16 protein-coding genes (1 of these 16 running past the window's edge) are annotated in these 18957 nt (G+C 70.7%); 7 read left to right on the forward strand and 9 right to left on the reverse strand.

The genetic code is table 11. The features are described from left to right. Positions 1-510, reverse strand: partial view of a uracil phosphoribosyltransferase gene (upp, locus tag FB384_RS04445; RefSeq protein ID WP_183779385.1) — the 5' portion only. Its footprint begins 114 nt before the window's first position; 510 of the gene's 624 nt are visible here — the first part of the coding sequence; its start codon is at positions 508-510; its stop codon lies off the left edge, out of view. An 82-nt stretch (positions 511-592) separates the two neighbouring features. On the opposite strand from upp, the gene FB384_RS04450 reads away from it, so the two are divergent. From FB384_RS04450 to FB384_RS04465, 4 genes are all read left to right on the forward strand, one after another. Continuing rightward, a complete protein-coding gene (locus FB384_RS04450) occupies positions 593-1285 on the forward strand; it encodes a DUF1707 SHOCT-like domain-containing protein (protein WP_183779387.1) in 693 nt (230 codons plus the stop codon). Positions 1286-1493: 208 nt separating this feature from the next. Next, positions 1494-2447 (forward strand): deoxyribose-phosphate aldolase, encoded by a 954-nt coding sequence (gene deoC, locus FB384_RS04455; RefSeq protein WP_183779389.1) that lies wholly within the window; start codon positions 1494-1496, stop codon positions 2445-2447. Positions 2448-2451: 4 nt separating this feature from the next. Next, positions 2452-3885 carry an aldehyde dehydrogenase family protein gene (locus tag FB384_RS04460; RefSeq protein ID WP_183779391.1) on the forward strand — a complete coding sequence of 478 codons (1434 nt, stop codon included), beginning with the start codon at positions 2452-2454 and terminating at the stop codon, positions 3883-3885. After that, on the forward strand, positions 3878-4744 hold the full coding sequence (locus tag FB384_RS04465; RefSeq protein WP_183779393.1) for an aldehyde dehydrogenase family protein: 867 nt from the start codon (positions 3878-3880) through the stop codon (positions 4742-4744). The genes FB384_RS04460 and FB384_RS04465 overlap by 8 nt, the downstream gene beginning before the upstream one ends. A gap of 19 nt (positions 4745-4763) precedes the next feature. Here the strand turns inward: FB384_RS04465 and FB384_RS04470 are convergent, their stop codons facing one another. Both FB384_RS04470 and FB384_RS04475 read right to left on the reverse strand, forming a co-directional pair. Further along, on the reverse strand, positions 4764-5399 hold the full coding sequence (locus tag FB384_RS04470; protein WP_183779395.1) for an NAD(P)-dependent oxidoreductase: 636 nt from the start codon (positions 5397-5399) through the stop codon (positions 4764-4766). Then, entirely contained in the window at positions 5396-6394 is a 999-nt protein-coding gene (locus FB384_RS04475) for an EamA family transporter (RefSeq protein ID WP_221212641.1), read from the reverse strand. The genes FB384_RS04470 and FB384_RS04475 overlap by 4 nt, the downstream gene beginning before the upstream one ends. Before the next feature lie 82 nt (positions 6395-6476). On the opposite strand from FB384_RS04475, the gene FB384_RS04480 reads away from it, so the two are divergent. Beyond that, the gene (locus FB384_RS04480; RefSeq protein ID WP_183779397.1) at positions 6477-7349 is read left to right on the forward strand and encodes a LysR substrate-binding domain-containing protein; all 873 of its coding nucleotides are present in this window, start codon (positions 6477-6479) and stop codon (positions 7347-7349) included. A 345-nt stretch (positions 7350-7694) separates the two neighbouring features. On the opposite strand, the gene FB384_RS04485 is transcribed toward FB384_RS04480, so the two are convergent. Beyond that, positions 7695-10214 carry a DEAD/DEAH box helicase gene (locus FB384_RS04485; RefSeq protein WP_183779399.1) on the reverse strand — a complete coding sequence of 840 codons (2520 nt, stop codon included), beginning with the start codon at positions 10212-10214 and terminating at the stop codon, positions 7695-7697. 144 nt (positions 10215-10358) lie between these two features. Here FB384_RS04485 and FB384_RS04490 point away from each other — a divergent pair, with 144 nt between their 5' ends. Then, positions 10359-11621, forward strand: coding sequence for a primosomal protein (locus tag FB384_RS04490; RefSeq protein WP_183779401.1), 1263 nt, complete (start codon positions 10359-10361; stop codon positions 11619-11621). A 130-nt stretch (positions 11622-11751) separates the two neighbouring features. Here the strand turns inward: FB384_RS04490 and FB384_RS04495 are convergent, their stop codons facing one another. The 3 genes from FB384_RS04495 to FB384_RS04505 form a co-directional block, all read right to left on the reverse strand. Then, entirely contained in the window at positions 11752-13032 is a 1281-nt protein-coding gene (locus tag FB384_RS04495) for an MFS transporter (protein WP_183779403.1), read from the reverse strand. A 54-nt stretch (positions 13033-13086) separates the two neighbouring features. Continuing rightward, positions 13087-13716 carry an HAD family hydrolase gene (locus FB384_RS04500; protein WP_183779405.1) on the reverse strand — a complete coding sequence of 210 codons (630 nt, stop codon included), beginning with the start codon at positions 13714-13716 and terminating at the stop codon, positions 13087-13089. 189 nt (positions 13717-13905) lie between these two features. Continuing rightward, positions 13906-15000, reverse strand: a complete 1095-nt coding sequence (locus tag FB384_RS04505) for an adenosine deaminase (protein WP_183779407.1) — start codon at positions 14998-15000, stop codon at positions 13906-13908. 457 nt (positions 15001-15457) lie between these two features. Between FB384_RS04505 and FB384_RS04510 the strand changes: the two genes are divergently transcribed. Next, positions 15458-16513: a PA containing protein gene (locus tag FB384_RS04510; protein WP_183779409.1), complete on the forward strand. Its 1056-nt coding sequence runs from the start codon at positions 15458-15460 to the stop codon at positions 16511-16513. Positions 16514-16918: 405 nt separating this feature from the next. Here FB384_RS04510 and FB384_RS04515 read toward each other — a convergent pair whose 3' ends face one another. Together FB384_RS04515 and FB384_RS04520 are read right to left on the reverse strand one after the other, a co-directional pair. Further along, positions 16919-18214 carry a thymidine phosphorylase gene (locus FB384_RS04515; protein ID WP_183779411.1) on the reverse strand — a complete coding sequence of 432 codons (1296 nt, stop codon included), beginning with the start codon at positions 18212-18214 and terminating at the stop codon, positions 16919-16921. Between the two features lie 39 nt (positions 18215-18253). Continuing rightward, positions 18254-18952 carry a VOC family protein gene (locus FB384_RS04520; RefSeq protein ID WP_183779413.1) on the reverse strand — a complete coding sequence of 233 codons (699 nt, stop codon included), beginning with the start codon at positions 18950-18952 and terminating at the stop codon, positions 18254-18256. Between the last annotated feature and the right edge of the window lie 5 nt (positions 18953-18957).

Raw genomic sequence — 18957 nt, forward strand, 5'->3', positions numbered from 1 at the left:
CTTCCGGACGTGCTCCAGACCTTCGGGCGCCGCGAGCGCGCACACCGCCGTCACGTCCGTGGCCCCGCGATCGGTGAGCATGCGGATCGTGTGCTCCATCGAGCCGCCCGTGGCGAGCATCGGGTCGAGGACGAACACGGGCCTGCCCGCGAGCGATTCCGGCAGCGACTCCATATAGGGCGTCGGCAGGAGCGTCTCCTCGTCGCGCGCCAGGCCGACGAACCCCATCTGCGCGTCCGGGATCAGCTTGTGCGCCTGGTCCGCCATCCCCAGCCCGGCCCGCAGCACCGGCACGAGCAACGGCGGCGACTCCAACCGGTATCCGTCGGTGCGCGCGACGGGCGTGTGGATGCGGTCGATGACGAGCGGTGCCTCGCGCATCGCTTCGTAGACGAGCATCACCGTCAGCTCGTGGAGCGCGGCGCGGAAGGCCGCGCTGTCGGTACGGGCGTCGCGCATGGTGGACAGGCGCGCGCGGGCCAGTGGGTGTTCGACGACCTGGACGTCCATGAGCGTCAGCGTAACGACGAGGGTCGCGCGGGCCCGGCGAAAGTGGGGAAAACGGCGGGTCGTGCCACTAAGGTGACCGAACATGACCGAGGACCCCGGGCCAGCCGAGCCCCATCGCATCGAGCCGGCGCAACTGCGCGCCTCGGACGCCGACCGGGAACGGGTCGCGCAGCAGTTGCACACGGCCATGGGCGACGGCCGGATCACGATGGCCGAGCTCGAGCAGCGGCTCGGCATCGTGTACGCGGCGAAGACGCTCGGCGAGCTCGAGCCGGTGCTGGCCGACCTCCCCGGAGCCGTCTCGCCGGTCACCTCGTCGCCGCAACCGCCCGCGCCGGTGTCTCCCCGCGCTCCGGAGAGCCGGATCGGCGGCACGCCCGGGTCCGCGACGTCGATCGCGATCATGTCCGGCACCGACCGCAAGGGCAGCTGGGTGGTGCCCCGGCAGCACAACAGCTTCGCGTTCTGGGGTGGGGTCGAGATCGATCTGCGCGAGGCTCGGTTCGCCGAACGCGAGGTGACGATCACCGCGGTGGCGATCATGGCCGGGATCGACGTGATCGTGCCGGACGACGTCCATGTGCGGGTGACCGGCATCGGCGTGATGGGCGCGTTCGAACAGGTCGAGAAGAAGGACCCGCGGCCCGAGGACGAGGTGCCGGAGGGCGCGCCGGTGGTGACCGTGAACGGACTGGCCTTCTGGGCGGGCGTCGAGGTGCGCCGAATGCCGCGGCGGAAGAAGGTGGAGGGCGGCGGCGACAGGCGGCTCGAATAGCCGTACCCGGCGGCAGGACCCGGGCGCGACCCGACCGGGCACGAGTCACGGCCGAACCACCCGCCCGAGCGAGTCGAGCCGGAGCCACGGCGTGGCCGGACCGCGTGGCGGAGGCGGATCGACGGCCGGAGCCGGCCCCTGACGGAGCGTGCCGCCGGCATGGCCGACTGGGACCCGGCGGCGCCGGTCGACAGCTACGCTCACGGGCATGGCAACAGCTAGTTCGCCGGCAGAGCTCGCCGACGCCACCCGCGACGAGACGAGCCTCCGCCGGTTTCTGCAGGGTTTGCCCGGAGTCGATCAGGTCGGCGTGGAGGCCAGGGCCGCGAGCCTCGGCACCCGCAGCATCAAGAAGACCGCGAAGCTCTGGGCGATCGACACCGCGATCTCGATGGTCGACCTGACCACCCTCGAGGGCGCCGACACCCGTGGCAAGGTGCGTTCGCTGGCGGCGAAGGCACGCAGGCCCGATCCCGACCGGCCGGGCACTCCCGCCGTGGCGGCCGTGTGCGTGTATCCGGACATGGCGGCGACGGCGGTCGAGGCCCTGGCGGGTACGGGCATCGGCGTGGCGAGCGTGGCGACGGCGTTTCCCTCCGGCCGGTCGAGCCGCGAGGTGAAGCTGGCCGACGTGCGGCTGGCCGTCGAGGCGGGCGCGACCGAGGTCGACATGGTGATCGATCGCGGGGCGTTCCTCGAAGGCCGGTACGGCTACGTGTTCGACGAGATCCGCGCGGTCAAGCAGGCCTGCGGAGACGCGCACCTGAAAGTGATCCTCGAGACCGGCGAGCTGGCGACCTACGACAACGTGCGGCGGGCATCCTGGCTCGGCCTGCTGGCGGGCGGCGACTTCATCAAGACGTCGACGGGCAAGGTCTCCCCCGCGGCGACCCTGCCGGTGACGCACGTGATGCTGCAGGCCGTCCGCGACTGGTACGACGCGACGGGGCAGCTGCGCGGCGTCAAGCCCGCGGGCGGTATCCGGTCCACAAAGGATGCCCTCAGGTATCTCGTCGCCGTGCACGAGGTGGCCGGCGAGGAATGGCTGACGCCGGGGCTGTTCCGGTTCGGCGCTTCCAGCCTGCTGAACGACCTGTTGCTGCAGCGGCGCACCCAGCACGACGGTCACTACAGTGGCCCCGACTACGTGGCGGTGGATTGATCCGATGAGCGTGTGGGAATACGCGCCCGCGCCCGAATCGCGCGACCTGGCGAATCTGCAACCGAACTACCGGCCGTTCATCGACGGCGAGTTCGTCGACGGCGGCGGCGATCCGCTGAAGTCGGTCAACCCGGCGACCGAGGAGATCCTGGCGGAGGTCGGTACCGCATCCGAGTCCGATGTGGACGCCGCGGTGCGAGCGGCGCGGCGGGCGTTCGAGCAGGTATGGGGACCGATGCCGGGCGCCGAACGTGCCAAGTACCTGTTCCGCATCGCCCGGCTGCTCCAGGAACGCGCACGCGAACTGGCCGTACTGGAGACGCTGGACAACGGCAAGCCGATCAAGGAGTCACGCGACTCCGACCTCCCGACGGCCGCGGCGCACTTCTTCTACCACGCGGGCTGGGCGGACAAGCTGGACTACGCGGGCTACGGGCCCGATCCGAAGCCGCTGGGCGTCGCGGGGCAGATCATCCCGTGGAACTTCCCGCTGCTCATGCTGGCGTGGAAGATCGCACCGGCGCTCGCCACCGGCAACACGGTGGTGCTCAAACCCGCAGAGACCACGCCGCTGAGCGCACTGGTGTTCGCCGAGATCTGCCGGCAGGCGGGTCTGCCGGCGGGCGTGGTCAACATCGTGCCGGGTGCGGGCGACGTCGGTTCGCTGCTGGTGCGCCACCCCGGCATCGACAAGATCGCGTTCACCGGCTCGACCGCCGTGGGCAAGGAGATCCAGCACGCGGTGGCGGGCACGCCCAAGCGGCTGACCCTGGAACTCGGCGGCAAGGCGGCCAACGTCGTGTTCGACGACGCCCCGCTCGACCAGGCCGTCGAAGGCATCGTGGGCGGGATCTTCTTCAACCAGGGACACGTCTGCTGCGCGGGTTCGCGCCTGTTGGTGCAGGAGTCGGTGGCCGACGAGCTGCTGGGCAAGCTGCGCGCGCGGATGTCGACGTTGCGGCTCGGCGATCCGCTCGACAAGAACACCGACATCGGCGCGATCAACTCCGCCGAGCAGCTGGCGAAGATCCGCGAGCTGACCGCGTCCGGCGAGGACGAGGGTGCGCAGCGCTGGACCAGCCCGTGCGAGCTGCCCGAGCGCGGCTTCTTCTTCGCCCCGACGGTGCTGTCCGGCGTCGAGCAGTCGATGCGGGTCGCGCGCGAGGAGATCTTCGGGCCCGTGCTGTCGGTGCTGACGTTCCGCACCCCGGACGAGGCCGTGACGAAGGCCAACAACACGCCGTACGGCCTGTCGGCGGGCCTGTGGACCGAGAAGGGATCGCGCATCCTGTGGCTGGCCGACCGGATGCGCGCCGGCGTGGTCTGGGCCAACACGTTCAACCGCTTCGACCCCGCCGCTCCGTTCGGCGGCTACCAGGAGTCGGGTTTCGGCCGCGAGGGCGGTCGCACCGGACTGGAGGCGTACCTGCATGTCTGACCGGGTGAGCGTCGCGAAGACGTACAAGCTCTACATCGACGGGAAGTTCCCGCGCTCCGAATCCGGGCGGACATACCCGGTGACCGACTCCGCGGGCGGGTTCCTGGCCAACGCCTCGCACGCCTCGCGCAAGGACGTGCGTGACGCGGTGTCGGCCGCGCGGAAGGCGTTCGGCGGGTGGTCGGGCGCGACCGCCTACAACCGCGGCCAGGTGCTCTACCGCGTCGCCGAGATGCTCGAAGGCAGGCGGGAGCAGTTCGCCGCCGAGGTGTCGGCCTGCGAGGGCGTGTCCGCCGCGGCGGCCTCGTCCGTCGTGGACGCAGCCGTCGACCGGTGGGTGTGGTACGCCGGGTGGACCGACAAGATCGCGACCGTGCTGGGCGCGGCCAACCCCGTGGCCGGGCCGTACTTCTCGTTCACGGTCCCGGAGCCGACCGGCGTCGTCGGGGTGCTGGCGCCGCAGTCGTCGTCGCTGCTCGGGCTGGTCAGCGTGCTCGCGCCCGTGGTGGCGACGGGCTGCACCGCGGTCGTGGTCAGCAGCGCCGACCGGCCGCTGCCCGCGATCACGCTGTCCGAGGTGCTCGCGACGTCCGACGTCCCCGGCGGTGTCGTCAACGTGCTGACCGGGCGCGCCGACGAGCTCGGCCCCTGGCTCGCCTCGCACGCCGACGTCAACGCGATCGACCCGACCGGCGCGAGCCCCGAGGCACGGATCGACGTCGCGCAGCAGGCGTCGGCCACCGTGAAGCGGGTGCTGACGGTGCCCGGGGACGAACCCGACTGGACCCGGCGTCCCGACATGTCCCGCCTCCGGCACTACCTCGAGGCCAAGACCGTCTGGCATCCGAAGGGCACGTGAGCCGGCTCCCGACTCCCGGCTAGGGCGCGGCGACGGTGAAGTGCCGGTCGGTGCCCGGGTTCTCGAGCTCGTCCAGCGCGGCGACGGCAAGGTCCTCGGCGCTGATGCGGGACGTGCCGTCACGTCCGATGAGGAGCGTGGTGGTGCCGCGGCGGTAGCTGCCGGTGCGTTCGCCGGGTTCGAGGACCGCGGGCGGGCTGAGGTACGTCCACGTCGGCGTCGGGTGAGCCTGGCAGGCGTGCAGCTGCGCGGTGCTCGCCTCGGCGAGGCTGCGCCACGCGTCCGGTACGTGTGCCGGGTCGGCGGCGACGATCCGGCCCGGGTCGGCAGGCGACCGCAGCGGCCCCGCACCGCCGATGACGAGCAGCGGCGTGCCGGCGTCCGCGGCGGCGTCGAGCACTCGCGTCGTGGCAGGGGCGAGCAGGTCCTCCTCGCCCGCGGCCGCGCGGACGGTCAGGACGACGGCGTCGGCCCCGGCGACCGTCGCCCGGAGATTCCGCCCGGTGTCGACGTCGACGGTCGACGTCGAAACGCCTGCCCGCTCCGACGGCTGCGGCCTGCGGGAGGCCGCCGTGACGCGATGTCCGCGGTTCAGCGCTTCGGCGGTGAGGCGGGTGCCGACCATGCCGGTCGCACCGATGATCGTCAGGTTCATGAGACACCTCGCAGTCGGACGTCGTCGCGGCCGGTGTCGGCTGTCGTGATGGCGCCGGTGGTGGTGGCGGACAGGGTGCCGGCGGGATCCGCGGCCGGTGATGCGGTGCTTCGCGGCTCGGACCGGGTGGTCTGGCCCGCGACCATCGCGGTGAGCGCCAGCGCGAAGCCACCGAGTTGCACGACGCTGAGCACCTCGCCCAGCACGAGCACTCCGAGCGTGGCCGCCACCAGCGGTGACAGCAGGCCGAGCAGTGCGGTGGCGGTCACGGGCAGTCTGCGCAGGCCGTTGAACCAGACGGTGTAGGCCAGCAGCCCGCCGACGATGCCGAGCCACGCGTAGCCGGCGACACCTGCCACGTCGATCCGGCCGGGAACGCCTTCGATCACCAGTGCCGGAACGAGCAGCACGAACCCGCCGGCAGCCAACTGCCACCCGGCGAAGGACAGCGCGCTCACTCCCTCGGGACGTCCCCATCGTTTGGTGAGCGTGACACCGAGGGCCATCGACACGGCGCCGCCGAGTCCTGCCGCGATGCCGAGTGGGTCCAGCGCGGCCTCCGGGCCGAGCACGACGAGCGCCACCCCGGACACGCCCACCACGCCCCAGCCCAGGCGCGGGAGCGAGAGCCGCTGCCCCAGCACACCGACTACGGCCAGCGCCACGATGATCGGCTGGGTCGCGCCCAGGGTGGCGGCGACACCACCGGGCAACCGTTCGGCGGCGAGGAACAGCAACGGGAAGAACGCACCGATGTTCAGGGTGCCGAGCACCGCGGCCTTCCACAGCCACTCCCCGCGAGGGAACTTGCGCGTGAGGAGCATCGCCGCCAGCCCGGCGGGCAGCGCCCGCACGAGCGCAGCGAACAGCGGGTGTCCCGGTGGCAGGAGCTGTGTCGTCACGACGTAGGTCGTGCCCCACACGGCGGGGGCGAGCGCTGTCAGGGCAGTGAGCGCCACGCGGCCGTGTGCCGCGGGAACGGGGATTCCGGTCATCACCCGTCCAGCATCGAGGCCACCGCGTCGATGAGTCCAACACATCGTTTTCATCGCAGCGATCGGATGTGACCATGGATCGATGGAACTGCAGCAGCTGCGGTACGTCCTCGCCGTGGCCGACACCATGAGCTTCACCCGCGCCGCGCAACGGTGTTTCGTCGTCCAGTCGTCACTGAGCCACCAGGTCAAAGCGCTGGAGAACGAACTGGGCGTTCGCCTGTTCGCCAGAACCAGCCGCCGCGTCGAACTCACCGACGCCGGTGCCGCGTTCCTGCCCGGAGCCCGCGCCGCCGTGAACTCGGCCGAGCGTGCGGCCCAGGACGCCGCAGCCGCGGCGGGTGAGATCCGCGGACACCTGACACTCGGCACCATTCCGACGCTGACCGCCGTCGATCTGCCCGGCGCGTTGCGGCGGTTCTGCCGCCGGCACCCGCACGTGGTCGTGACCTCACGCACCGGCAACAGCGACGACCTCGCCGCGGCCGTCCGCACCGGCGAGGTCGACGTCGCGTTCCTCGGCCTGCCCGACACCGCCGAACCCCGGGGCGGTCGTTATCGGCGCCTCGCCAGGGAGCGGCTCGTCGCCGTCGTTCCGCGCGACCACCCGATCGCGGGCCGCCGTCGCGTTCACCTCAGGGACCTTGCCGACGAGGCGTTCGCCGACTTCCCCACCGGGAGCGCGGGCCGCGCGCAGAGCGACAACGCGTTCACCGCCGCCGACCTCACCCGCCGAGTGGCGTTCGAGGCGACCGACGCCGCCCTCATCGTCGACCTCGTCGGCAACGGCCTCGCCGTCGCGCTCCTGCCCACCGGGGTCGTTCCGGAGCGCACCGAACTGTCGAGCCTGCCGGTCGTCGACGGTCCGAGCCGCACCGAGTATCTGATGTGGAGCGACTTCAACCCCACACCCGCCGCGACGGCGTTCCTGGCCGAGCTGGCGGTGCAGACCTGACGCCCGCCGCCGTGGACAGCGACGCCGGGTCGCGGTGGCGACGAACGGGCACCGCTCGGGGACCTGCCCCCCCCGAAGGGCGGACCGGCGGTGCCTCGACGGGCGGACCGGCGATGCGCGTCCTCCGGCCGTGGATCCGGGCCGGCGATGCGGCACATCCCGGAGCCCGCACCACGGGCCGAGCAGGACCGCGCACGGTGCGGGTGATCACGGGCGGCACGGGGAAGCCGGACGTCGGCCGGGAACCGGCGCGGTCCCGGAATCCGCAACACGATCCCTGGAGGCCACAACACGGCCCCTGGAAAACGCAACACGGGCCCCGGAGGGCGCAACACGGCCTGGGGGTCAGCCGGAGAGCGGGCCCACGTCGGTGATGCGGAGCACCGGGGCGCCCGTCTCGTCGGAAGCGTCGAGATCGATCTCGGCGCTGATGCCCCAGTCCCGGTCACCCTCGGGGTCGTCGAAGATCTGCCGCACCTTCCAGATCCCCGGTTGCTGGTCGATGATCAGCATCGCGGGTCCGCGCGCGTCGGGGCCGGTGCGGAGCTCGTCGTACTCCTCGAAGTACTCGTCGAGCGCGTCGGCCCAGTCGTCGGCGTCCCAGCCGTCGTCCAGTTCGCCGAGTGCGTCGTAGGCCTCGCGCGCGGCGAGTTCGACCCGGCGGAACATCTCGTTGCGCACGAGCACGCGGAAGGCCCGTTCGTTGCGGGTGACCGGCGGCGGTCCCTCGGGCAACGACCGTTCCGGATGGCTCGCGGCGACCTCCTCGTCCGGGTGCCGCAGCGCCTCCCACTCGTCCAGCAGGCTCGAGTCGACCTGGCGCACGAGTTCGCCGAGCCATTCGATGAGGTCGCTCAGCGGTTCGGTCTTCGCGTCGTCGGGAACCGTGCGGCGCAGCGTGTCGTAGGCGTCGGCGAGGTAGCGCAGCAGGACGCCTTCGGAGCGGGCGAGGTTGTAGTGCCCGATGTACTCGACGAAGTTCATCGCGCGCTCGTACATGTCGCGCACGACCGACTTCGGCGACAACGCGTAGTCGGCGACCCACGGATGGCCCTGCCGGTACGTGGCGTACGCCGCCTCGAGCAGTTCGGTCAGCGGCTTCGGATAGTCGACCTCTTCGAGCAGGTCCATCCGCTCGTCGTACTCGATCCCCTGGGCCTTCATCTCGGCGACGGCCTCACCGCGCGCCTTGAACCGCTGCTGCGACAGGATCTGCTTCGGATCGTCCACCGTGGACTCGATGATGGACACGACGTCGAGCGCGTAGCTGGGCGACTCCTCGTCGAGCAGTTCGATCGCGGCGAGCGCCAGCGGCGACAGCGGCTGGTTGAGCGCGAAGTCGAACTGCAGGTCCACGGTCAGCCGCACGCGGCGGCCGTCGGCGTCGGGGGTGTCGAGCCGTTCGACGACCCCCGCGGCCAGCAGTGCGCGGAAGATCGCGATCGCCCGCAGGATGTGCCTGCGCTGCGCGGCCCTGTCCTCGTGATTGTCCTCGAGCAGGTGCCGCATGTGGGCCAGTGCGTCGCCGGGCCTCGAGATGACGTTGAGCAGCATCGAGTGCGTCACCGTGAAGCTCGACGTCAGCGGCTCCGGCTCGGCGGCGATGAGTTTCTCGAACGTCGTCTCCGTCCAGTTGACGAAGCCCTCCGGCGCCTTCTTGCGCGTGATCTTGCGCTTCTTCTTGGCGTCGTCGCCCGCCTTCTCCAGGGCCTTGGCGTTCTCGATGACGTGATCGGGGGCCTGTGCGACGACGTAGCCGTCGGTGTCGTAGCCGGCGCGGCCCGCTCTGCCCGCGATCTGGTGGAACTCGCGTGCCTTCAGGTGCCGCTGGCGGGTGCCGTCGAACTTGGTCAGCGCCGACAGCACGACGGTGCGGATGGGCACGTTGATGCCGACGCCGAGGGTGTCCGTGCCGCAGATCAGCTTCAGCAGGCCGGCCTGCGCGAGCTGTTCGACCAGGCGCCGGTACTTGGGCAGCATCCCCGCGTGGTGCACGCCGATGCCCGCACGCACGAGCCGGGACAGCGTCTTGCCGAACCCGGCCGAGAACCGGAAATCGCCGATCGCCTCGGCGATGGCGTCCTTCTCCCCGCGGGTCGTGACGTTGATGCTCACCAGCGCCTGCGCGCTCTCCACGGCCGCAGCCTGCGAGAAGTGCACGATGTAGATCGGCGCCTGCCCGCCGGACAGCAGCTCGGTGACCGTCTCGTGCATCGGCGTCATCGCGTAACGGAACGTCAGCGGCACGGGCCGCTGCGCCGACGTGACCACGGCGGTCGACCGGCCGGTGCGCCGCGTCAGGTCCTTCTCGAAGAACGAGACGTCGCCCAGCGTGGCCGACATGAGCACGAACTGTGCCTGCGGCAGTTCGATCAGCGGCACCTGCCAGGCCCAGCCGCGGTCCGGTTCGGCGTAGAAGTGGAACTCGTCGGCGACGACCTGGCCCACATCGGCGTCGGATCCGTCGCGCAGTGCGATGTTGGCGAGGATCTCCGCGGTGCAGCAGATGATCGGCGCGTCCGGGTTCACCGAGGAGTCACCGGTCACCATGCCGACGTTGTCCGCACCGAAGGTCTCGACGAGCGAGAAGAACTTCTCCGACACCAGCGCCTTGATCGGCGCCGTGTAGTAGCTCCGGCGGCCATCTGCCAGCGCCGCGAAGTGCGACCCCACCGCGACCAGGCTCTTGCCCGACCCCGTCGGCGTCGAGAGGATGACGTTCGAGCCCGAAACCGCCTCGATGAGCGCTTCCTCCTGCGCCGGATACAGCTCGATACCGCGCTCGAGTGTCCAGTCGGTGAAGGCCTCGAACAGCGTGTCCGGGTCGGAGTCGCCGGGTAGGCGGTCGGCAAGGGAGTCAGTCATCGTGACCTAGATGGTGTCATCGCGACTTTCGGCCGGTGAGGGGTGATCGCGGGAACCGGGCGGAACCCGTACGCTTCGAGGCGCGCCCCGGCGGAGTGAATCCCCCGCCGAGCTGGGCGCATCAGGTGTGTGGCGGAGGAAGTAATGGCACAGGACATCATCCCGATCGAACTCGGGCTGCCGCAGGGCGACCTGGTCACCCTGTGGGCCCCGCGCTGGCGGGAGGACGGCGAGGAGTGGGAAGCCTTCCTCGGCGATGAGGAGGACCTGTACGCCTTCCCCGACGCCGCGCACCTCGCCGCCTACGTGCGCACGGCCGAGCAGCACGACCTGATCGACCACCCGGCATGGCGCACCGTGCCCGCGCTGAACGCGCCCGAGCTGATCCCGGACGACGACCACTCGTACGACCTGGTCGGCGTGCCGGAGATGGTGGCCGAGACGCCCGATTCGTGGACACTGTCCGAACTCGCGGAGATCGTGGGCATCGTGCGCTCGCTCGCCGACGTGTGCGAGCTCGACGAGGTGCACGAGGTCCTCGACAGCTGCGAGGGCTTCTCGCTGCTCGACCAGGGCACGCTGCCGTTCAGCGGCCGTGAGGGCGGCAAGCTGTGGACCGACCTGTCGGAGACGGTGTCCGAGAAGTGGGACACGATCCTCGACGCGGTCGACGATCTCGTGACCGTGCCGGAGGTCGACGCCGCGACGCTCGAGACCACGGCCGAGGAACTCGCCGCGTTCCACGAGGAGTCCGCCGAGTCCGAGGCGGGAGTGGACTCCGAGGCCGAGGAGATCGACCCGGTGAGCGGTTCCGACACCGACGACGAGGACGGCGACGACGAGGAGGAGCTCGGCTTCTGGGGCGAGGTCGGCATCGACCCGATCAAGATCGTCACCTCGAGCCGTGAGTACTACACGCTGCGGTGCTACCTCGACGACGATCCGGTCTTCCTCGGTTCGAACGGCACCATCGAGGTCTTCACCTCGTCGAAGGCGCTGGCCCGCAAACTCGCCGAGCCGGGCGAGCTCGCCGACAGCGAACTGGCCGACGTGTCCACGTGGGACGACGTGCTGACCGCGGCCACGGGCGGCGAGCTGGAGGTCGAGGTCGAGGCGGCCAACACCTATGTGCTGGCCTCGCTGGACTCCGACCTCGGCGAAGGCCCCGACGCGGTCGACCCCAACCAGCTCGAACTGGCCGTCGAACTGCTCACCGACGCCGCCGACTGGTCCGGTGACGACAGCGTCGGCGAAGCGCTCGCGACGTCGGAGCGACTCGGCTGGCTCGTGTCGTACATCCTCAAGCCCGACCCCACGCGGCTCGCGCCGAGCGGCCCGTTCGACGACGAGCAGAAGACCTGGCGCGGTCTGGTCGACGACTTCGAGGACCGCCTCCACGTGAACTGACCCCGCGGCGCCGTAGTAGCAGCGATGCCCCGAAGGGCACCTTGGGGCACCGAATGCAGCCACACGCAAGAGTGCCCTTCAAGGGCGGTGGTCGCACCAACGACCTCCCGCGGTCACCTCCGGGATGACGTCACCGTTCGCTGCGCACCGGGGTGAGCCAGATCGCCAGCACGGGGAAGATCGCCGCGACGCAGAAGCCCAGCGCGTAGCTGCCGTCGCCGATCACGAGGCCGAGCAGCGGGGGCGTCAGCACGGCGGCGAGGTTCTGCGTCGTGTTCTGGACGCCCATCGCGCGGCCCGCCCAGCTGAGTCCTGCGAGTTCGGCCGACGCGGTGAAGCCGAGGCCGTTGTCGCTCACGGTGACGACGGCTGCCAGCGTGAGCGCGCCGACCGCGAGCCACGACCACGTGGCGTCCCCACCCGCCAGTAGCAGCATCACCATCGCGCTGGCCAGCGCCAGTGTCCGCATCGGACGGAGGCGGCTGTGCACCCGGTCCGACCAGTACCCGGCGACGAGTCTGCCCAGCGCACCGAGGCCCTGGCCGACGGCGAGGAACGCTCCGGCGGCGAGCGCGCTCCAGTCGTGCATCGTCACGAGGTAGACCGGCGCGAACGCCGACACGGCGAACTGCGGTACGACCAGCAGCGCACTGGCGCCGTGCACCCGCCACAGCGTCGGGCCTCGGTACGGCGATCGCGGGCGGTCGGGACGCGTGGGGTCGGATTCTGGCCGCGGCGGATCGACCACGAGCCATGCGACGAGCATCGCGACGACCAGGGCGAGCACCGCAGGCAGCAGCATGGCACCGCGGTACCCGCCCTGCTCGGCCAGCGCCGGCAGCGACAGCGCGGCGATGCCGACGCCGATCGGCTGCGCGGTCTGGCGGATGCCCATCGCGACGCCGCGCTCGTCGGCGGAGAACCAGCCCATGACGACCCGGCCGCTGGCGGCGTTGACGGAGGCGGTGCAGGCGCCCGCAGCGACCAGTAGCGCGAACAGCACCGGTAGGGACGGGGCCGTGAAGCCCACCGCGAGCAACAGCACGCCGGAGGCGCCGAGGCCGAGCGCCATGACGAGCCGTTCGCCGTAGCGGTCGGCGGCGGCTCCCCAGAGGATCAGCGTGAGCAGCAGCCCGATGCTCGGGGCGACGACCACCGTGCCGGCCTGGCTGAGCGTGAGGTTCTCGGCCTGCTGCATCGCCGGGACCAGGAACGGGATGCCGAACAGGAAAGCGCAGCTCGCGGTCTGGGCGCTCAGTCCCAGCGCGAGGATCCGCCAGCGGAACCAGCCGGCCCCGCGGCCCGTGGCGGTCGTGGCATCGGTTCCCACGGCACCGGCCTGATCGCCGTGGTTGCCGTCGCCGGCACCGCGGCTGTCGCCGCCATCGGACGGAGGTCCCACCCGCGTCATCGACTCCCACCATTCAAGACGAGCATCCTGAATGATGGACTTTAGTTCGCGTGGCTAACCGTCACAAGCGAGCGAATGGGCCTCGCGGAGATCACGACCCGTGTAGGTGTGGGTGGCGAGGCCGCCGACGTGGTGGTCGGCGTTGACGGCCACCGAGACCGGCACCACACCGAACAGCGCCACGTCCGAGGACGAATCGCCGTAGGCCACGCAGTCGCCACGGGTGACGCCGAACGCCGCACACAGCTCGTCGGCGATCCGCACCTTGGAGTCGGGCGTGTGGATGCGCTCGGGATCGACGGGTTCGCGGAACGGCACCGCGGGCCACGGCGAGCCGTGCGCCGCGTGCGCACCCCACGGCAGCAGCCGCTGGACGAAGAAGCTCGGTGAGATCGAGATGACGGCGCAGTGCTCGCCCCGCGCGCGGATGCCGGCCCACGTCTCGCGGATGCCGTCCAGCCAGGGCGCACCCTCGAACGCCGCGGAGACGTGCTCCTCGGTCAGCTCACCCCACAGCGCCTGCGCGCGGCGCGCGAACTCGCCGGTGCTCAGCAGCCCGTCGGCGAAGGCCCGTTCCAGCTCGACGATCTCGCGCTCGACACCGATCTGCTTCGACAGCTCGATCGCAGCCGCCGAGTCGTGGATCAGGGTCCCGTCCATGTCGAACAAGTGCAGTCGCGTCATCGCGACGCACTGTAGCCGCAGTCGCCGCGGCGACCCGAACGAGTTTCCGTCGACGGGAGGATCCGGGATCCGGCCGAGAAACTGCGCGGGACGGGCGCGCCGGGGTCGGGTGCCCACCGGCCACCCACGCGACCCCGCCCGTGGGACGGGGCGGCCGCGATACGGGCATCCGGGCCCCGGTCGCGCGGATCAGGCCATCAGCTCGGCGTATCCGGGCTTGATGACGTTGTTGATCACGTCCAGCCGCTGGTCGAAATCCATGAACGCGGATTTCATCGCGTTGATCGTGAACCACTGGAGATCGGCCCAGTCGTAGCCGAACGCATCGACGAGTGCGGCGAACTCCGACGACATGGAGCAGCCACTCATCAACCGGTTGTCGGTGTTGACCGTGACCCGGAAACGCAGCTTCGCGAGCAGGCCGAACGGATGCTCGGCGATCGACGGCGCAGCACCGGTCTGAACGTTGGACGACGGGCACAGCTCCAGCGGAATACGGGTGTCGCGCACGAACGAGGCGAGTCTGCCCAATTGCACCTCACCGTCGGCGGAAATCTTCAGATCGTCGGCGATCCGAACGCCGTGACCGAGCCTTTCCGCCCCGCAATGTTGAATCGCCTCCCAAATGGAGGCAAGCCCGAAAGCCTCACCCGCGTGAATGGTGAAATGGCCGTTGTTGGAACGCATGTACTCGAATGCGTCGAGGTTTCGCGTCGGAGGATATCCGGCTTCCGGTCCGGCGATGTCGAAACCGGCCACGCCGGTGTCGCGGTGCCGGATGGTGAGCTCGGCGATCTCGGAGGCGCGGGCGTGCTGGCGCATCGCACACAGCAGCTGCCGAGCCCGGATGCCGTGGCCCTTGGCCTTCGCCTTCCGCTCACCCTCCGTGACACCGTCCGTGACGGCCTTGACCACCGCATCGAGTGACAGACCGCGTTCGACGAACAGCTCGGGGGCGTAGCGCAGCTCCGCGTAGACCACACCGTCGTCCGCCAGGTCCTCCACCGCTTCGGCGGCGACCCTGGCCAGCGCGTCCTCGGTCTGCATGACGCCGCAGGTGTGGGCGAACGTCTCCAGGTACTTCTCCAGCGAACCGGAGTCCGCGGCATCGGCGAACCAGCGGCCGAGCTCGTCGACGTCGGTGGTCGGAAGCCCGTCGTAACCGGTGCTGTCGGCGAGTTCGACGACGGTGCGCGGGCGCAATCCGCCGTCGAGGTGATCGTGCAGGAGGACCTTGGGGGCTTGCCGTAGTTCTTCCCAATTCGGGGCACTTGTGGTGTCCATGTACTGACACTACTCGCCGGCATCCGGCCACGCCCTGCTCCACGCCGACGAGACCCGGCACGGGATCCCGGCGATTCCACACCATGAGGAGGCGGAGTGTGCCCCAGGCACGCCCCGCCCATCCGGCGCGCGCACTCCCACCGGCGACCACGCTCCCACCAGCACCGACCCGCGGACATCTGGCCCACACACCGCGATGCCGAGCGATGCCGAGCGACACGGCAGGCACGGCAGGCACGGCAGGCACCGGACATCCCGGACACAGTGGCGCCAACGGGCCGTGTCAACTTTCGGGCAATATGTTGACCCGTTCGTTATTCCCGCGGTTGCGCCGCCGTATACCGGCATATGCCACACCCGGTCCGCGCAATTTCCCGGGGGCGCTGGCCGCACCATTTCGGGGATGGATAGGCTGCCGATCACGTCCCATCCTTTCCCCGCCGATGAAGGACTCGCAGTGACGACTGACAACCAACTCGCAGCTCCGTCCTTCGACCGGATGCGCAACATGCTCGTGCGCGCGGCCGAAGTCCGAGAGAGCGAACAGCAGCAGATCTTCGACGCGCTGGACGACATCTACGCCCGGCTCGCCCCGATCGACTCCCTCGGCGCGGTGCGCAAGCGGCTGGGTGAGCTGCCCGACCGTACCGAGGTCGGCGTCCTCGCGGAGCGCCTCGACGAGGCGATGACCCGCATGGAGGCGCAGGACAACGCGATCGCCGAGCTGGGCAAGAACATCGAGGCGGTCGTCGACAAGCTCGCCAAGCCGTTCGCGCAGCTGGACGGGCGGCTCGACAGCATGGCCGCGAAGTTCGAGGCGGTCGCGGGCCGGATGGACGGGCTCGAGGACAAGCTCGAGAACATCCACCGCCGTATCGACGAGCTCGGCGGGCACCTCGACAAGCAGGACGACAAGCTCGAGGCCATGCCGACGACGGTCGGCAACCCGGTGCGCGAGCGCATCGACACCCTGGAGACCGGCCTCAAGGAGCGCGTCGAACGGCTCGACGCCGACAACAAGGAGCGGCTGAGCAACTCCACCGACGCGGTGAAGACGTCGGTAACCGAGGCGGCGGAGACGATCGATCCGACGGCGCGGCTCGACAAGGTCACCGACAAGCTCGAACAGGTCACGAGCAAGCTCGACGACCTCGGCACGCGGGTCGACAAGGTCGAGGACGACCTCACCGGGCGGCTGGGCGACCTGGACGGGTCGGTGCGCTCCGGCTTCGCGGGCGTCGAAGGCACGCTGTCGAAGCAGCCCGAGGCCGACGACGTCGAGGCCGTCGTGCAGAAGAACAGCGAGGAGTCGGTGCGGCGCATCGGCGGCCAGCTGGACGAGGCGATGGCCACGTTCGCGGAGCTGATGCTCGGTGGCGGTCCGGCGCAGCAGACGGTGGCGGTGCAGCCGCCCGCGCCGCGGCAGCCGCGTCGCCGCAACGGCGGAAGCCGGCAGAAGGCGGACGCCAAGACCAAGAACAACGGCTCGTCCGACGCCGACGCGGAGGAATGAGCCGCAGCGCCACAGCGTGAAAAAGCCCCGGGCACCTGGTCAGGTGCCCGGGGCTTCTCGCGTTCCGCACGGTCACACCGGCCACCACGAGTGACCAGGCGGTGAGGAACGGTCGTGAGCGGCGCGGCCGTGAAGGGGTGCGGTCGTGAAGGGGTGCGGTCGTGAAGGGGTGCGGTCGTGAAGGGGTCCGGTCGCGAGGGTGCGGTCGCGAGGGTGCGGTCGCGAGGGTGGTGCGGTCGCGAGAGGCTTGGCGGTTCCGGGGGGGCTTGGCGGTTCCGGGGGGGGGCTTGGCGGTTCCGAGGTGCCCGGCGATGAGGGGAACATTCGGGGCGTTCAACGCCCCCAAGGTGCCCTTGGGGGCACTGCACTGGAGACACGCGCGACCCGCTCGGGCACGAACCTCCGTTACGAGCGGACGGTGTCGAGGACCGTCGTGGACGGCCACGGCGGACTCTCAGGAGCCGCGTCCGACACCTCGATGCCGCCTTCCAGCACCGCGAGGGCTGCGGGCACCGCGTCGGGCGTATCGGTGTGCAGTTCGAGCAACGGCCTGCCTGCCTCGACCCGCTCCCCCGGTTTGGCGAGGCAGCGCACGCCTGCCGCTGCCTGCACCGGGTCCTCCTTACGCGCCCGGCCCGCGCCGAGCCGCCAGGCCGCCAGGCCGACGGCACGGGCATCGAGCGTCGTCAGCACGCCGGACTCGGGTGCTTCGACGACGTGGACGTGCTCGGGTTGCGGCAGCGGCGCCTCCGGGTCGCCGCCCTGGGCGCTGATCATGCGGCACCACGTCTCGTAGGCCTCGCCCGACGCGAGGACCGGGCCGGGGTCGACGTCGCCGTGTCCGGCGAGCGCCAGCATCTCGCGTGCCAGCGCCAGCGTCAGGGCCACGACATCGTCGGGACCGTCGCCGCGGAGCACGTCGACGGCCTCGGCCACTTCGACGGCGTTGCCGACGGCCGCGCCGAGCGGGGTCGACATGTCGGTCAGCAACGCCCGCGTGGGCAATCCGTGTGCAGTGCCGATGTCGACGAGTGTCTTCGCCAGCACCCGCGCCTCATCGAGTGACGCCATGAACGCCCCCGAGCCGACCTTCACGTCGAGCACCAGGCCGCCCGCGCCTTCGGCGATCTTCTTGCTCATGATCGAGCTGGCGATGAGGGGCACCGATTCGACGGTCGCCGTGACGTCCCGCAGCGCGTACAGCTTCCGGTCCGCGGGGGCGAGCGTGTCGGTCGCGGCGCAGACGACGGCGCCGATGTCCTCCAGCTGCTTTCCGATCGCGTGCGCCGACAGCTGCGCCCGCCAGCCGGGGATCGATTCGAGCTTGTCGAGCGTGCCGCCGGTGTGTCCCAGCCCGCGGCCGGACAACTGCGGCACCGCGGCACCGCACGTGGCGACGAGCGGTGCCAGCGGCAGCGTGATCTTGTCGCCCACGCCGCCGGTGGAGTGCTTGTCGACCGTCGGGCGCGAGACGTGCAGGGCGAGCCGCTCCCCCGAGTCGATCATCGCTCCGGTCCACCGCGCCGTCTCGGCGGTGTCCATGCCGCGCAGGTAGACGGCCATCGCCAGCGCGGCCATCTGCTCCTCGGAGACGACGCCGCGCGTGTAGGCGTCGATCACCCAGTCGATCTGTTCCGGCGTCAGGTTCCGGCCGTCGCGTTTGGCGCGGATGACGTCGACTGCGGCGAACGGTTCGTACATGACGACAACCCTATGTCCGATCAGGTCCGCTCGGCGCGCTCACGCGTCGAGGACGCAGAACTCGTTGCCGGAGGGGTCGGCGAACACCAGCCAGGGAAGACCGTCGCCACCGAGCAGGCTCGCGCCCATGCCGAGGAGACGGTCGGTCACGTCGGCCTCCCCTGCGTCGCGGCGGACGTCGAGATGGAGCCCGTTCTTGCCGCGTTTCGGTTCGGGTTCGGGACACAGTTCGAGCAGCGGCCCCACACCGGCGGGGTGGCGCAGCGACGGCATGTGTCCGCTCCCCTGACACGGCACCCAACCGGTGATCGACGCCCAGAACTCGGCATCGCGGTCGGGGTCCGCGCTGTCCAACGGCAGCGCCGCGATCGGCCCGGAATCACGGAAGACCTCGCGCTCGTCCATCACGCAGAACGCGTTGTCCTCCGGATCAGCCAGCACGACCCATGACTCGTCACCCTGGCCGATGTCGACATGGGCCGCGCCCAGCTTGAGCAGACGGTCCACGACCTCCTCCTGCCGGACGCCCCGCAGATCCGGGTGGAGCCGCGGGGGCGACGACGACTTCTCCGGCACCTGCGGGAAACACAGGTCCAGAAAGACCTCGTCGGTCAGCTGAACGCGCGCCTCGAACAGGTCCGGCCGATCCGTCAGGGGCTCGGCGTCGAGGGCCGCGGCCCAGAAGGCGCCGAGCCGCCGCGGGTCGAGGGCGTCCCAGACGATGTTTTCCAGGCGCATGTGCG

The sequence above is a fragment of the Prauserella sediminis genome, assembly GCF_014195435.1.
Lineage (GTDB): Bacteria > Actinomycetota > Actinomycetes > Mycobacteriales > Pseudonocardiaceae > Prauserella > Prauserella salsuginis.

Excerpts from the sequence above, each read along its gene's own strand:
- FB384_RS04450 (WP_183779387.1), top strand. The coding sequence starts at position 593 with ATGACCGAGGACCCCGGGCCAGCCGAGCCCCATCGCATCGAGCCGGCG.
- deoC (WP_183779389.1), top strand. The coding sequence starts at position 1,494 with ATGGCAACAGCTAGTTCGCCGGCAGAGCTCGCCGACGCCACCCGCGAC.
- FB384_RS04460 (WP_183779391.1), top strand. The coding sequence starts at position 2,452 with ATGAGCGTGTGGGAATACGCGCCCGCGCCCGAATCGCGCGACCTGGCG.
- FB384_RS04465 (WP_183779393.1), top strand. The coding sequence starts at position 3,878 with ATGTCTGACCGGGTGAGCGTCGCGAAGACGTACAAGCTCTACATCGAC.
- FB384_RS04470 (WP_183779395.1), bottom strand. The coding sequence starts at position 5,399 with ATGAACCTGACGATCATCGGTGCGACCGGCATGGTCGGCACCCGCCTC.
- FB384_RS04475 (WP_221212641.1), bottom strand. The coding sequence starts at position 6,394 with ATGACCGGAATCCCCGTTCCCGCGGCACACGGCCGCGTGGCGCTCACT.
- FB384_RS04480 (WP_183779397.1), top strand. The coding sequence starts at position 6,477 with ATGGAACTGCAGCAGCTGCGGTACGTCCTCGCCGTGGCCGACACCATG.
- FB384_RS04485 (WP_183779399.1), bottom strand. The coding sequence starts at position 10,214 with ATGACTGACTCCCTTGCCGACCGCCTACCCGGCGACTCCGACCCGGAC.
- FB384_RS04490 (WP_183779401.1), top strand. The coding sequence starts at position 10,359 with ATGGCACAGGACATCATCCCGATCGAACTCGGGCTGCCGCAGGGCGAC.
- FB384_RS04495 (WP_183779403.1), bottom strand. The coding sequence starts at position 13,032 with ATGACGCGGGTGGGACCTCCGTCCGATGGCGGCGACAGCCGCGGTGCC.
- FB384_RS04500 (WP_183779405.1), bottom strand. The coding sequence starts at position 13,716 with ATGACGCGACTGCACTTGTTCGACATGGACGGGACCCTGATCCACGAC.
- FB384_RS04505 (WP_183779407.1), bottom strand. The coding sequence starts at position 15,000 with ATGGACACCACAAGTGCCCCGAATTGGGAAGAACTACGGCAAGCCCCC.
- FB384_RS04515 (WP_183779411.1), bottom strand. The coding sequence starts at position 18,214 with ATGTACGAACCGTTCGCCGCAGTCGACGTCATCCGCGCCAAACGCGAC.
- FB384_RS04520 (WP_183779413.1), bottom strand. The coding sequence starts at position 18,952 with ATGCGCCTGGAAAACATCGTCTGGGACGCCCTCGACCCGCGGCGGCTC.